Source organism: Streptomyces sp. NPDC001068 (assembly GCF_042897315.1).
Lineage (GTDB): Bacteria > Actinomycetota > Actinomycetes > Streptomycetales > Streptomycetaceae > Streptomyces.
The window spans coordinates 155,206-169,066 of the sequence record NZ_JBIAYD010000014.1 but is presented as its reverse complement, the minus strand read 5'-3'; the positions used below and the strand labels follow the sequence as shown (position 1 = coordinate 169,066).

The window sequence follows — 13,861 nt, the reverse complement described above, 5'->3', positions numbered from 1 at the left end:
CCTCATGCGCGGCGGCTGGAGCAGCGGCGACATCCCTGACCTCACCGGCCGTGTCGCGGTGGTGACCGGGGCCAACAGCGGGCTGGGGTACGTCACGGCACGCGAGCTGGCCCGCAAGGGGGCCCGGGTCGTGCTCGCCTGCCGGAGCGAGGCGCGGGGGCAGGAGGCCGGGGACCGGATGGCCGCCGAAGTGCCGGACGCGCACATCGAGTTCCGGCGGCTCGACCTCGCGGACCTGGCCTCGGTGCGGGACTTCGCCGCCTCGTTCCCGTACGGCAGGCTCGATCTCCTGGTCAACAACGCCGGAGTGATGGCACCGCCGCGCGGGCGCACCGCGGACGGGTTCGAGACGCAGTTCGGGGTCAACCACCTCGGGCACTTCGCCCTCACCGGGCTGCTCGTGCCCGTGCTGCTGAGCACCCCCGCCGCCCGCGTCGTCACCGTCTCCAGCATGCTGCACGTCATGTCCAACGTGGATCTCGACGACGTCAACAGTGAGCGCAGGTACCGGCGTTGGGTCGCCTACGCCCGGTCCAAGACCGCCAACCTGCTCTTCGTCCACGAACTCACCCGGCGGGTCGACGCCCACGGCGGCGACCTCGTCGCGGCCGCCGCCCATCCCGGCTACGCGGCCACCGAGCTGCAGACCGCCGGGCCCCGCGCCGAGGGCCGGCGTGGGGCGGAGCGGCTGATGAGGGCCGCGAACGCCGTCTTCGCCCAGTCCGCCGAGGCGGGCGCGCTGCCCACGCTGTACGCGGCCACCGCGCCCGGCGTACGGCCCGACTCCTTCACCGGGCCCTCGACCGTGATGTGGCGCGGCGCCCCGGCGCCCTCCCGGCGTGCGCCCTGGACCCGCGACGACACCATGGCCCGGCGTCTGTGGGAGGCGTCGGAGCAGCTCACCGGGGTGTCCTGCGCCGCGGCTCTGCAGGAGATCTGACGGCCCGTACCGCGTAGGCGGTCACCCGTACCGTCTCGTCGTCCAGGCACCGGCCGGTCGCCAGGTCGAAGCGCTGCTTCAGCAGGGGCGAGGCGACGAACGGGCGGCCCCGGTGGGTGCCCGTCAGGCCCCGGGAGAGGACCGCCGCACCGCTGAAGGGGTCGCGGTTGTCGATCGCGAACAGGCGGTCCGCGCGGTCCCGGAAGACGGCGGCCTGGCGACCGTCCGGCAGCAGCGCGGCCACCCCCCGCCCCGGGGTCAGCCGGGTCAGGCCGCAGACCGTGAACCAGTCCTTCTCCAGAAGGAGTTGGACCAGCAGATCGGTGGTCTCGGGTGCCAGGGTCATCGCTGGGCGCTTCCTTCCAGGACATCCGCGGCGGGGCGCATGCCGATCGACAGCAGGGGCAGGTCGGGCTTCATCTGGTCCCGCTCGGGCACGAAGCCGACGACGGGGTCGGGTGTGCCGGGGGCGTTGACGAAGGACACGAACCGGGCGAGCCTCTCGGGGTCGGCGAGGGCGGACGCCCACTCGTCGGCGTAGTGGGCCACGTGCGCCGCCATCAGGGACTCCAGTTCCGCGCAGATGCCGAGGGAGTCCGCCACCACCACGTCCCGGACGTGGTCCAGGCCGCCCGGGATCCGCTCCAGCCAGGCCGACGTGCGCTCCAGGCGGTCCGCCGTGCGGATGTAGAACATCAGGAAGCGGTCGACCAGCCGGACCAGTGCGGCGTCGGTGAGGTCCTGGGCGAGCAGATCCGCGTGGCGCGGAGTGGCACCGCCGTTGCCGCCGACGTACAGGTTCCAGCCGCCCGCCGTGGCGATGACGCCGAAGTCCTTCGAGCGGGCCTCCGCGCACTCGCGGGCGCAGCCGGAGACCGCCGACTTGAGTTTGTGCGGGGACCGCAGGCCCCGGTAGCGCAGTTCCAGTTCGATCGCCATCCGGACCGAGTCCTGGACGCCGTAACGGCACCAGGTCTGTCCGACGCACGACTTCACCGTGCGCAGCGACTTGCCGTACGCGTGGCCGGACTCGAAGCCGGCGTTCACCAACCGGGTCCAGATCAGCGGGAGCTGCTCCACCCGGGCGCCGAACAGGTCGATCCGCTGGCCGCCGGTGATCTTCGTGTAGAGGCCGAAGTCCCGGGCGATCTCACCGATCACGATCAGGCCCTCGGGGGTGATCTCGCCGCCGGGGATGCGCGGGACGACCGAGTAGGAGCCGTTCTTCTGGAGGTTGGCGAGGAAGTGGTCGTTGCTGTCCTGGAGCGCGGCCTGTTCGCCGTCCAGGACGTAACCGCTCGCGCCGATCGTCGGGGCGAGCGAGGCGATGACCGACGCCACCGCCGGCTTGCAGACCTCGCAGCCGTCGCCGCCCCGGGCCTCCTCGCGGCCGTGGCGGTCGAGCAGTTCCCGGTAGGTGGTGACGCGCAGTGCCAGGACGATCTCGTACAGCTCCTCGCGGGTCAGCGCGAAGCAGCCGCACAGGCCCTTGTCGACCTCGACGCCGGACGCCTCCAGCTCGGCCGTCACCAGCTGCCCGAGGATCCTGACGCAACTTCCGCAGCCGGTACCGGCCTTGGTGCACGCCTTGACCTCGGGGAGGGTGGTGCACGCGTGCTCGGTGACCGCGGCGCGGACCGTGCCCTTGGTGACGTTGTGGCAGGAGCAGACGACCGCGCCGTCGGGGAGCGCGGACGGGCCGAGCCGGGCGCCGCCGCCCGCGCCGGCCGGCAGCACCAGCGACCCGGGCGGGACCGGCGGCACCGAACCGGTGAAGGCCCGCAGCGTGCCGTACGCGTCGGCGTCTCCGACCAGGACGCCGCCGAGCAGCGTGCCGTCCCTGCCGACGACCAGTTTCCTGTACAGGCCCGCGCGGGCGTCGGAGTAGACGACGTCCAGACAGTCCTCGGTGGTCCCGTGCGCGTCGCCGAAGGAGGCCACGTCCACGCCGAGCAGCTTCAGCCTGGTGGACAGGTCCGCGCCGGTGAAGGCAGGGCCGTCGTCTCCGGCGATGGCGGCCGCGGCCGTCGCGGCCTGCTCGTACCCCGGCCCCACCAGGCCGTACACCCGGCCGTCCGCCGCCAGCGCGCACTCGCCGACCGCGAACACGCGGGGGTCGGCCACCGTACGGCACCGCTCGTCGACGACGACGCCACCGCGCTCGCCGACGGGCAGCCCGCAGGCTCGCGCGAGGTCGTCCCGCGGGCGCACCCCGGCGCTGAAGACCACCATGTCGGCGGCGAGTTCGGAGCCGTCGGACAGCCGCATGCCGACGACGGCACCCGCGTCGTCCGTCACGATCTCCTGGGTGCCCACGCCCGTGCGCACGGCCAGCCCCATCTCCTCGATAGTGCGCAGCAGGGCCGCGCCACCGCCGGCGTCCACCTGCACGGGCATCAGCCGAGGCGCGAACTCCACGACGTGCGTGGTGAGTCCGAGCCCCCTGAGCGCGCCCGCCGCCTCGAGTCCGAGCAGTCCGCCGCCGACGACGGCACCGGTCGTCGCCCGCGACCGCGCGTACGCCTCGATCGCCAGCAGGTCCTCGATGGTGCGGTAGACGAAACAGCCCTCGGCGTCCCTGCCGGGGACCGGTGGCACGAACGGGTACGAGCCGGTGGCCAGCACCAGCGTGTCGTAGCCGAAGACCCGCCCGGACTCGGCCGTCACCGTGCGCGCCGCGCGGTCGACCGCCCGCGCCCGGTCCCCGACGTACAGCTCGATGCCGTGGGCCTTGATGAACCCCGTGTCCGTCAGGGAGAGTTCCTCGGCGGACGTGCCGGTGAAGTACGAGGTGAGGGCGACCCGGTCGTACGCGGGGCGGGGTTCCTCGCACAGCACGACCACGCGGTGCGTGGCGGTCAGGCCGTGCTCGGCCAGCGCCTCCAGGAATCGCTGGCCGACCATGCCGTGGCCGACGAGCACGATGGTGGGGGCGGACTCCGGGGACACGGTCATCGGGAGCCTCCGGCGTGGGCGCGCAGGCCCGGCAGGGCGGCGACGGCGCACGGGGCGGCGGCGCGGCGGGGGCGTGCCACGACGGCGGCGGCGCGGCGGGGGCGTGCCACGACGTCGGCGCCGGACGCCACCACACACGGGTTCGAGGTCATGCCCAGGAGCGTGCGGCGCCGACGTTACCCGGTCGCATCCCCGCTGTTTCCCGCGCGGAACGCTGCCCTCCTCGCCGGCGGCGGCGGGATGTGAGGGGTCAGCGGCTCGCCGTCAGGTGGGCGAAGACGACGACGTTCCCCTGGTAGCCGGTGGCCCGGGAGTAGCCGCCGCCGCAGGTGATGACCCGGAGTTCCGGGCGGTTCGCGGCTCCGTAGACCTTCTCGTCGGGGAAGTTCCGGGCCTGGTAGACCTCCACCGCGTCGACGGTGAAGACGGCGACCGTCCTGTCCTGCCGTTCCATCTCGATGGTCGCGCCGCGCTTGAGGGCGCCGAGGTCGTAGAAGACGGCGGGGCCCTCGGTGTTGTCCACGTGGCCGGCGACGATCGCCGTGCCCCGCTCGCCCGGTGCGGTGCCCGACTCGTACCAGCCGGCGAGGTTCTTGTCCGCGGCCGGCGGGGCGTCGAGGCTGCCGGCGGCGGTGAGGGCGAGGCCCATGAGGGGGGCGTTCACCCGGATCGAGGGGATACGGATCCGGGTGGGCGGGGACGGCGGTAGCGCGGGGGCTCCGAGACGCTCCTCGCCGGGATCGGGCCGGCCCTCGGCGGCCGACGGCTGGGGTGGCGCGCTGTGCGGGCCGGAGCCGGGGCCGAGCAGCCAGACGCCTGAGCCGAGCGATATGACGGTCACGGCGGCTATCGCGGTGTCCCCGATCTTGCCCATGCGAACCCCTTTGTGAACCCCTCTTACGGAGGTTAGAGCATCTAACACTCTCGAAGGTGATAGGTGTCCACGATCGCGACACCTTCTAACGAAGCTGACAAGGCTGACCCCCTTCCCCCTCCGGGCCGCGAGGGGCGTCGGACCCGGAGGGGGTGGGGTGTGCGGTACCGGCGAACGGACAGCGGAGGGTGTCCGTCAGATCCCGTCGCCTCTCGCCCGGCGATGCAGGAGCCAGGTACCGCCCGCGGCGGCGATGGCCAGAGCCGTCACACCCGCCGCGGTCTGTACGGGGTCGGTGCCCAAGGCGCCGCCGACCCCCGTCTTCACAATGCCGTGGGGCTGGATCTGCCCGCCGGCCGTCGTCAGCGCCACCGTCAGGTCACCGGTCACCTGCCGGTTCCCCTCGGCGCACCTCGCGACGATCTCGTAGGTCCCCGGCTGGGCGGCGGCCGGCACCTGGAACTGGCCGATCGCCTCGCCCTCGTGGGTGGTGGGCGCGAGCGTGAACGTGCCGGCGCCGACCGAACCGGCGTCGCCGACCGCCGACGACTTCTCGCCGCAGGCCGCCGTGTTCACGGAGACCTGCGAGCCCGGCGCGGTGGTCGACGGGTAGACGTCCAGCCTGCCGGTACCGCCGCCGTACGCCGGCGCGGCGGCGAGACCGGCCGCGGCCACGGCGAGCGCGGCCCCGGTCAGCGGACGGACAGTGCGTCGCATGGCGTTCACTCGCTCCCTGGTCGATTCGTCCCGCTCCCTTGCTCTTCCGAGGTAAAAGCAGGCGGGCCGGGCGCGCTCCCCGAGATTCCGCCGGGTGTGGGATGAACGGGTGTCACGGAGGGGGGTCTGGGCGGCGGTTGCGGGGGAGTTCCGGCAGGTCAAGGGTGCTAAGGAGGGTCCAGTATGAAAAGCACACGAACGGCGGCCCCCGTGGGGAGTGAACGGGTGACCGCCCGGAACCACCAGCGCGTGACGCGAACCCGACGCCCCGCCGGGCGGCCCTTCCCGCCCCGCCGGGCGGGCCTCCCCCGCCCCGCCGAGGCCAGGGGGGCGGGTCGTGTCCGCGCTCGCCCCCGACTCGACGCCTCGCCCCCGTCCTCGGACCGACCGGTGACAGGGCGGCCCGGAACTCAGCCGCCTTCCGGCGTCATCCGGATCGCCGCGATGTCGAACTGCAGGCGCACCGTCTCGCTCACCATCGCGCCGCCCTCCGCGAGACGGGAGTCGTACCTCAGGCCCCAGTCCATGCGGTTGATCGTGGTCGTGCCGTCGAAGCCGACGCGCTGGTAGCCGAAGGGGTCGGTGACGTTGCCTATGTAGGTCAGTTCCAGATCCACCGGGCGGGTCGTGCTCTTGATGGTCAGGTCGCCGGTCATGACGTACACGTCGGGGGACTTGAGGCGGACCGCCGTGCTCTGGAAGCGCATGCGGGGATGGTTCGCCGAGTCCAGGAAGTCCCGGCCGACAAGGTGGGCGTCCCGCTGTTCCACGCCCGTGTCGACGCTGGCCGTGGAGAGGATGATCTCGGCCTTCGAGCGGGACGGGTCCCGGCCGTCGAAGTAGAGGCGGCTCTTGTACTCGGCGAAGGAGCCGCGGACCGTCGTGACCATCGCGTGCCGGACCGAGAAACCGATTCTGCTGTGAGCCGGGTCGACGATCCACTCACCGGTGAGGGCGGCGAGGGCGGGATCGAGCAGGACGGGCGCCGAGGCGGGGGAGGCCGGCGCCGCCGTCGGGCGTGGGGGGACCGTGGGGGTGCGTCGCGAGGTGTGGGGGCGACTGAACAAGTTCATGATTTATCTTGGTAGTCCACTCCGGGAATTGTCGCAAGTGGTGCGCGAAGCCGTGGAGTTGGGTATTCACGCGGGCGGTCACGGGAACTCCACAACACCGCACCGGTCCGCCACGGAATCCCTCGGAAATTCCCCGCATTTCCCGGATCCGATGTTTCCGTGAATTGTGCCGCCCCCTTTTTCCGCGGACCGCGCGACGACCGCTCCGGCCGGTGCACCGGAGCGGCCGCCGTCATGCGCCCGCCCGGCGCGGTCAGTTCACGTTCACCGCGCTCCAGGCCGCCGCCACCGCGTTGTACTCGGCGCTGCCGGCCCCGTACAGGTCCTTCGCCGCGTTCAGGGTCGCCGTGCGCGCGCCCGCGTAGTTCGTCGAGGACGTCATGTAGACCGTCAGGGCGCGGTACCAGATCGCCCCGAGCTTGTCCCTGCCGATCCCGGTCACCGTCGAGCCGTTGTACGTGGGGGAGTTGTAGCTCACGCCGTTGACCGTCTTCGGGCCGCTGCCTTCCGCGAGCAGATAGGCGAAGTGGTTGGCGACGCCCGACGAGTAGTGCACGTCCAGGTTCCCCACCGACGAACTCCAGTAGTCCGCCGAATTCCCGTCCTTGGACGGCTGGTCCATGAAGCGGAGTGCGGGCTTGCCGAATCCGGACCGGACGAGCTTCTCGCCGATCAGGTAGTCGCCCGGGTCGGAGGCGTTGTTCGCGTACCACTCCACCAGGGTGCCCAGGATGTCGGAGGTCGCCTCGTTCAGGCCGCCGGACTCGCCCGAGTACGTCAGCGCCGCGGTCTTGGAGGTGACGCCGTGGGTCATCTCGTGGCCGGCCACGTCCAGTGCGACCAGCGGGCCGAAGGTGGTTCCGTCACCGTCGCCGTAGGTCATGCAGAAGCAGCTGTCGTCCCAGAAGGCGTTGTTGTAGTTGTTGCCGTAGTGGACTCGGTTGTAGGAGCCCTTGCCGTCGCCCGCGATGCCGTTGCGGTTGTGGACGTTCTTGTAGTAGTCCCAGGTCTCGTTGGTGCCGTACTGGGCGTCGACGGCCGCCGATGCGCGGTCCGAGGTCGCTCCGGTGCCCCAGTGGTTGTCGGCGTCCGTGAACACCGTCGACGGCGCCCGGACGATGCAGATGCCGAAGATGCACAGGTCCGTCTTGTTGGCCGCGTCGCCGGTGTACGTGTTGCCGCGGGTGGGGTCCGTGAGGTTGTACGACGAGCCGGACTGCGTCGTCTGGAGCGGAACCGTGCCGCTGTAGAGCGACTTGCCGTCGCCGGTCGCCGTCTCGATGCTGTCCCAGGCGTCGATCTGGGCGCCGGTGCGGGCGTTGGTCAGTACCGTGCGGGCGACCGGGTTGCCGAGCGAGTCCTTGCCGACGGCGTCGGTGCGCCAGGCCAGCTTCGGGGTGCCGTGCAGGGCGTCGACGACCAGCTCGGGCTTGGCCCGCACCTGCTTCAGCGCGTCGCCGAGGTTGGCCGCCCGCAGCGCGTTCACCGCGAGGTCTGCGGCCCTGGGGGCGGATATGTCGGGGACGATCGAGGCGAGGGATATGTTGCCGCGGGTCGCCCGGTCGGCGCCGCGGTAGGCGCCGTCCGACTTGAGGTGGACGACGAAGTCGCCGCCCAGCACCGGGAGCTGACGGTAGGTGCGGTCGTACCGGACGTGCTGGGTGCCGTTCCTGTCGACGATCACGTCCCGGACCCGGGTGCCCTCGGCGGAGGTGAGTCCGAGGGTGCCCGCGTAACGGACGAGCGCCTGGGCCGCGTTCTCGATCGCGGTGGCCCGGGTGGGTCTCGTGTCGGCGTGGGCGGCGGGGGAGAGCGCGGCGGCCAGCAGGGTCGCGGTGGTGGCGGCGACGCCGGCCGTGGCGAGACGGGAAACTCGGGTGTTCCGTGTCCGGCTCATCAGTCTCCTTGGGGAGGCGCCTCAGAGGCGTGGGGGTGGCGCTGATGACGATTGACGAGAGCGATTTAAGAGGCCATGACAATCCATGTCCATAGCGCCTCCATGGAGATGTGTGTGGGGGTGGAGGGGGTGGAGAATCCTTTCTGTGACCACCCGGAACCGCCCTCACCTCCCCTTCTTCGTCTACGGCACGCTCCGCCCGGGCGAGCCCAACCACGACCGGTTCCTGCGCGGGCGGACCCGGACCGAGGAACCGGGACGCCTGCCGGGCGCGGTGCTGTACGACGGGCCGGGCTACCCCTACGCGGTCGAGGAACCCGGCGGGGAGCTGACCGGCGAACTGGTCACCGCCCGCCCGGAGTCGTACGACCGGCTCCTCCTGGAACTCGACGAACTGGAGGAGTACGAGGCCGGGGACCCGCACAGCCTGTACGTGCGCGTGGCGCGGGACGTCGTACGACAACGCGACGGGGCCGCCGTCCGGGCCTGGGTGTACCTCGCGGGGGGCCGCCGTCGCCGCCGGACTGCGGGCGGACGGCCGCCGTATCGCGGGCGGTGACTGGCTGACCCGCGGGCTGCCCGGCCCAACCTCGCTGTAACCGCCGCCTGGAGGGCTTCACACCGTCCAAGTGGCCGGATCCGCACACCGGTTGGCCGAACGGCCACCGTTGAGACCTCCGGGGGCCGGACTACAGTCGTGCCCCTGTTCGCGCGCTCGCCCCTCGTCACACCCTTCGCCCCACGGCCCGGTCCGGGCCCCGCCGCACCCGGACATGGCCTCCCCCGACCCACACGCATGCAGCCAGGAGGTCTCCGACCCATGCCTCTGCGTCACCTGACCCCCCGCGACCAGCACCTCTTCTGGCAGTACGGCCGCGGCGCCGGCACACCCGTCCACGAACCGCTCGTCCACCGCGCCGTCGAACGGCACGCCATCGTCCACCCCCACGCCGTCGCCGCCGAGCACCACGGCGCGACCCTCACCTACGGCGAACTCGACCGCTACGCCGGTGCCCTCGCCGCCCACCTGGTCCGGGAGGGCGTCCGCCCCGGCGACCACGTCGGCCTGTTCGCCCGCCGGTCCATCCCGATGCTGGTCGGCCTGCTCGCCGTGCTCAAGGCGGGCGCCGCCTACGTCCCGCAGGACATCGGCCGCGCCTCCCCGGAGCGGCTCCGGCACGTCGTCCGCACCGCCGGCACCCGGGTGGTCCTCACGCACAAGGAACAGGCCCCGCGCGTCCCGCTCCCCGACGGCCACCGGCTCATCGCCCTCGACGACCCCGTGCCGCACCAGCGGGCCAGCCCGATCCTGCTCCCGCACCCCGACGACGGCTGCCACGTCCTGTTCGCCGACGACCGCCCCGAAGCGGTGAAGGTGACCCACCGCAATGTCACCAACCTGCTCCTCACCGAACCCGGCGGTCTCGGAATCCGCCCCGGCGACCGGGTGGCCCAACTCCTCGACATCGCCTCCGGCCCGGCGGCCTGGGAGATCCTCGGCTGCCTCACCCGGGGCGCCACCCTGGTCCTGTGCGGCGCGGACCCCGCCGCCGCGGCCGCCACCGCGACCGTCCTGGTCGCCACCCCCGACGTGCTCACCGGTCTCGACCCGGCCGGCTGCCCGCGCCTGCGCACGGTCGCCGTCGCCGCAGAGTCCGGGCCGTCGCCGCGGCTCGTGGAACGCTGGTCGCGACAGGCCGCCTTCTTCGACTGCCGGCGTCCGGCGGGTGCGGCCGTGGTCAGTGTCATGGCCCGCCACGATCCGGCGGCCGGTCACCGGGCCGTCTGCCGCCCGGTCCCCAACACCACGGTCTACGTCCTCGACGCCGACCGCAGGGCGCTGCCCGTCGGCGAGACCGGCGAGGTGTGGGCGGGCGGCGACTGCGTCCCGGCGGGACACCTCGGCGGCGCGGCGACCGCCGGGCGGTACGCCCCCGATCCGTTCCTCGGCGCGGGCCGCGCGATGGTCCGCACCGGCGCGCTCGGCCGCTGGACCTCCGACGGCGGCCTCGAACACGTCGACCGCGCGGACGGCGGCCTCGAACACGACGGCCGCGCGGACGGCGGCCCGGCCACATCCCGGCCCGCCTACGCGCACACGGCCCCGCCCGTCTGACCGCCCGGGTCTCCGCCCGTCCGCCCGCCGGTCCGGGTGTCGGCCTGCTGCCGGTCCGGATGTCCGCCCGCCTGCCGGCTGACGGCCTGCCGGCCGGGTTCGTCCGTGCGGCTCAGCCGGTCCCGGCGGCCCGGTGGTCCGCCGCGGCCAGGGCCCTCGCCACCCCCGGTTCCTTCCTTCCGAGGAACCGGGGATTGGGCTCGAAGAGCGCGTCCAGGGCCGCCTTGCCCGCCGCGAAGACCTCCCGCGTCCCGCCGTAGTACCAGGTCACGTCGTGCCGGGCGTCGACCCCGACGCCGTACGACGCCACCCCCGCCGCCTCGCACAGCGCCACCGCGCGCCGGATGTGGAAGCCCTGGCTGATCAGCACCGCCCGGTGCACGCCGAAGATCTTCTTCGCCCGGACGCAGGAGTCCCAGGTGTCGAAGCCGGCGTAGTCGCTGACGACGCGCCCGGCCGGGACCCCGTGCCGGGTGAGGTAGGTGCGCATGGCGTCCGGCTCGTCGTAGTCCTCGCGGCTGTTGTCACCGGTGACGAGGACCACCTTGATACGGCCCGCGTTGTACAACCGCGCCGCCGCGTTCAGGCGGTTGGCGAGGTACGGCGACGGCTCGCCGTTCCACAGTCCCGCGCCGAAGACCACCGCGACGTCGGTGCGGGGGACGTCCGCCACCGTGTGCAGCCGGCCGGCCGTCGACACGTACAGCCAGGTGGCCGGCAGCAGCGCCAGCACGCAGCCGGCCATCACGCCCTGCACCAGACGCCGTCGGCCGGCGAGGGTGCGCGGCAGACGCGGTCGGCGGATCTTCATACGGTTGTCCCTCTCGGCTGCCCCTGGGCGTCCCCCGGCCTCCCGCGGAGGCTCTGACCCTGGAGGACGCGGGGCGAGGCGATCCGGTTCGCTCACAGCGGCCGGTTTCGTGGCGTGAAGCGCACGAAAACTCCCGTGACGGCCGGGCAACGGGGGTGCAATCCCGCCCGGCGAGGATCCCCGCATGACCGTGTCCGACCTCTCTCCGCGCCCCGGCCCGCCCGCACTGGTCCTGGTGGCCCACGGCAGCCGCGATCCGCGAGCCCTCACCACGGTGCGCGCGCTCATGGACCGGGTGCGAGCGCTGCGCCCCGAACTGTCCGTGCGCCTCGGCCACATCGAGCTGGACGAACCGCTGCTCGCGGACACCCTCGCGGCCCTCGGCGACACCCCGGCCGTCCTGGTCCCGCTGCTCCTCGGCCGCGGCCACCACGTCAAGCGGGACATCCCGGAGGCGGCGGCCGCGGCGCGGGCGCCGACGCGCGTGGCGGGCCCGCTCGGTCCGCACCCCCTCGTCGTCGAAACACTGCACGCCCGCCTGCTGGAGGCCGGCTGGCGGCGCCGGCCCGCGAGTGCCGTCGTCCTGGCGGCGGCGGGTTCCCGCGACCCCGACGCCAGGGCCGACACCGGCCGCACGGCCCGGCTCCTCGCGGAACGCCTGGGCGTTCCGGTGGTCCCGGCCTACGCGTCGGCGGCGGCGCCGACGGTCGGGGAGGCGATCACCGCCCTGCGGGCGAGGGGCCGGCACCGTATCGCCGTCGCCTCCTGCTTCACGGCCCCGGGCCGCTTCGCCACGGAGTGCGCCGCGCGCGCCCCCTGGCTGGCGTCGGCCCCGCTGGGCGCGCACGACGCGATGGCCGCCCTGGTCCTGCACCGGTACGCACAGGTACGGGAAACGCCGGTGACGGCAGCGGCCTAGGGGGCGCCGGTGGTATCCCCGGACCGGAGGCCGGGGTACGAACTCCGCGACCGGCCCCCACGCGCCGGCCCCCGCGCCCCAGCCCCGCATCCACACCGCCTCGCCCCGCCACCCGCGCAGCCTTGCCCCGCTCCGTCTGCCCCGCCCGCCCCCCCGCCCGCACCCACCCCGCCCGTTTCCGCCCCCCGACCCGGTGGCGGAGCAGGCGGCACCCGCACCCGTTTGTCACTATCGCCCCGTACTGTCGAACCATGGCAGTTCCCGCACCCGCACCGACCTCGGCCTACGACGCGGCGTCAGCCGACCGCTGGGCCCCCGAACCCGACAAGCGTGCCGGACGCACCGCCTTCCAGCGGGACCGCGCGCGCGTGCTGCACAGCGCCGCGCTGCGCAGGCTCGCCGGCAAGACCCAGGTCGTCACGCCCGGCAACACCGGTCAGATGTGGGACGCCAGCCCCCGCACCCGCCTCACCCACTCCCTCGAATGCGCCCAGGTCGGGCGGGAACTGGGCGCCGCCCTCGGCTGCGACCCCGACCTGGTGGAGGCCGCCTGCCTCTCGCACGACCTGGGCCACCCGCCCTTCGGCCACAACGGCGAACAGGCGCTGAACGAGTTCGCGGACGACTGCGGCGGCTTCGAGGGCAACGCCCAGTCGCTGCGCCTGCTCACCCGCATCGAGCCCAAACGGTTCACCCAGGAGGGCTCGGTCGGCCTCAACCTCACCCGCGCCGCCCTCGACGCGGCCACCAAGTACCCGTGGCCGCGCGGGGCGCACCCCACCGACCCGGCGTCCCCGAAGTTCGGCGTGTACGAGGACGACCGCCCGGTCTTCGACTGGGTCCGCAAGGAGGCCCCCGGCACCCGCACCTGCTTCGAGGCGCAGGTCATGGACTGGTCGGACGACGTCGCCTACTCCGTGCACGACGTCGAGGACGGCCTGCACGCCGGCCACATCGACCCCAACTGCCTGCACGCCGAACCCGAACGGCGGGAGGTGTTCGCGGTCGCCGTCGGCAGGTACGTGCCGGCCGGCACCGACCCCGCCGAACTCGCCGCCGCCCTGGACCGGCTCCAGGACGAGGAGTGGTGGCCGCACGGGTACGACGGCACCGCGGTCGCCCAGGCCCGTTTGAAGGACGCCACCAGCCAGCTCATCGGCCGCTTCTGCCTGGCCGCGGAGGCCGCCACCCGGGAGAGGTGCGGCACCGGCCGCCTCACCCGTTACGGCGCCGAACTCGTCGTACCGCGCGAGGCCCGGATGGAGTGCGCGGTGCTGAAGGGCATCGCCCACCGTTACGTCATGCAGCGTGCCGAGCAGGAGCGGATCCGCGCCGAGCAGCGGGTCGTCGTCGCCGAACTGGCCGAGGCGCTGACCCGCCGCGCCCCGGACGGCCTCGACCCGCAGTTCCGGACGCTGTTCGACGCGGCGGGCGACGACCACGCCCGCAAGCGGGTGATCGTCGATCAGATCGCCTCGCTCACCGACGCCTCCGCGCGGTCGTTGCACGCGAGACTGACAGGACATATGTGAATATTTTGTGACCCTCTGTGACTCTCC

12 protein-coding genes and 1 pseudogene are annotated in these 13,861 nt (G+C 73.3%); 5 read left to right on the top strand and 8 right to left on the bottom strand.

All coding sequences use genetic code 11. The annotated features are described in order from the left end of the window. The first annotated feature begins 4 nt into the window (after window positions 1-4). Window positions 5-940, top strand: a complete 936-nt coding sequence (locus ACFY3I_RS35130; protein ID WP_390865158.1) for an oxidoreductase — start codon at window positions 5-7, stop codon at window positions 938-940. Here ACFY3I_RS35130 and nirD read toward each other — a convergent pair. The 7 genes from nirD to ACFY3I_RS35095 form a co-directional block, all read right to left on the bottom strand. After that, window positions 900-1,286 (bottom strand): nitrite reductase small subunit NirD, encoded by a 387-nt coding sequence (gene nirD / locus ACFY3I_RS35125; RefSeq protein WP_390865041.1) that lies wholly within the window; start codon window positions 1,284-1,286, stop codon window positions 900-902. The genes ACFY3I_RS35130 and nirD overlap by 41 nt on opposite strands. After that, the gene (gene nirB, locus ACFY3I_RS35120) at window positions 1,283-3,895 is read right to left on the bottom strand and encodes a nitrite reductase large subunit NirB (RefSeq protein WP_390865040.1); all 2,613 of its coding nucleotides are present in this window, start codon (window positions 3,893-3,895) and stop codon (window positions 1,283-1,285) included. The genes nirD and nirB overlap by 4 nt, the downstream gene beginning before the upstream one ends. Beyond that, window positions 3,892-4,047, bottom strand: a complete 156-nt coding sequence (locus ACFY3I_RS35115) for a hypothetical protein (RefSeq protein ID WP_390865039.1) — start codon at window positions 4,045-4,047, stop codon at window positions 3,892-3,894. The genes nirB and ACFY3I_RS35115 overlap by 4 nt, the downstream gene beginning before the upstream one ends. Before the next feature lie 98 nt (window positions 4,048-4,145). Further along, window positions 4,146-4,769, bottom strand: coding sequence for a class F sortase (locus ACFY3I_RS35110; protein ID WP_365289967.1), 624 nt, complete (start codon window positions 4,767-4,769; stop codon window positions 4,146-4,148). A gap of 195 nt (window positions 4,770-4,964) precedes the next feature. Beyond that, window positions 4,965-5,486, bottom strand: coding sequence for a hypothetical protein (locus tag ACFY3I_RS35105; RefSeq protein ID WP_365289968.1), 522 nt, complete (start codon window positions 5,484-5,486; stop codon window positions 4,965-4,967). A 410-nt stretch (window positions 5,487-5,896) separates the two neighbouring features. Next, window positions 5,897-6,559: a YceI family protein gene (locus ACFY3I_RS35100; RefSeq protein ID WP_390865038.1), complete on the bottom strand. Its 663-nt coding sequence runs from the start codon at window positions 6,557-6,559 to the stop codon at window positions 5,897-5,899. Window positions 6,560-6,812: 253 nt separating this feature from the next. After that, entirely contained in the window at window positions 6,813-8,456 is a 1,644-nt protein-coding gene (locus tag ACFY3I_RS35095; RefSeq protein WP_390865037.1) for a M4 family metallopeptidase, read from the bottom strand. Window positions 8,457-8,601: 145 nt separating this feature from the next. Between ACFY3I_RS35095 and ACFY3I_RS35090 the strand changes: the two are divergent. Together ACFY3I_RS35090 and ACFY3I_RS35085 are read left to right on the top strand one after the other, a co-directional pair. Then, window positions 8,602-9,055 (top strand): annotated as a pseudogene (locus tag ACFY3I_RS35090) (gamma-glutamylcyclotransferase family protein). A 221-nt stretch (window positions 9,056-9,276) separates the two neighbouring features. Next, window positions 9,277-10,572: an AMP-binding protein gene (locus ACFY3I_RS35085; protein ID WP_390865036.1), complete on the top strand. Its 1,296-nt coding sequence runs from the start codon at window positions 9,277-9,279 to the stop codon at window positions 10,570-10,572. 112 nt (window positions 10,573-10,684) lie between these two features. On the opposite strand, the gene ACFY3I_RS35080 is transcribed toward ACFY3I_RS35085, so the two are convergent. Next, complete coding sequence (locus ACFY3I_RS35080; protein ID WP_390865035.1) at window positions 10,685-11,383, bottom strand: vancomycin high temperature exclusion protein; 699 nt, start codon at window positions 11,381-11,383, stop codon at window positions 10,685-10,687. 184 nt (window positions 11,384-11,567) lie between these two features. Here ACFY3I_RS35080 and ACFY3I_RS35075 point away from each other — a divergent pair, with 184 nt between their 5' ends. Beyond that, complete coding sequence (locus ACFY3I_RS35075) at window positions 11,568-12,302, top strand: sirohydrochlorin chelatase (protein WP_390865034.1); 735 nt, start codon at window positions 11,568-11,570, stop codon at window positions 12,300-12,302. A 251-nt stretch (window positions 12,303-12,553) separates the two neighbouring features. Then, window positions 12,554-13,834: a deoxyguanosinetriphosphate triphosphohydrolase gene (locus ACFY3I_RS35070; protein WP_390865033.1), complete on the top strand. Its 1,281-nt coding sequence runs from the start codon at window positions 12,554-12,556 to the stop codon at window positions 13,832-13,834. Window positions 13,835-13,861: the final 27 nt, after the last annotated feature.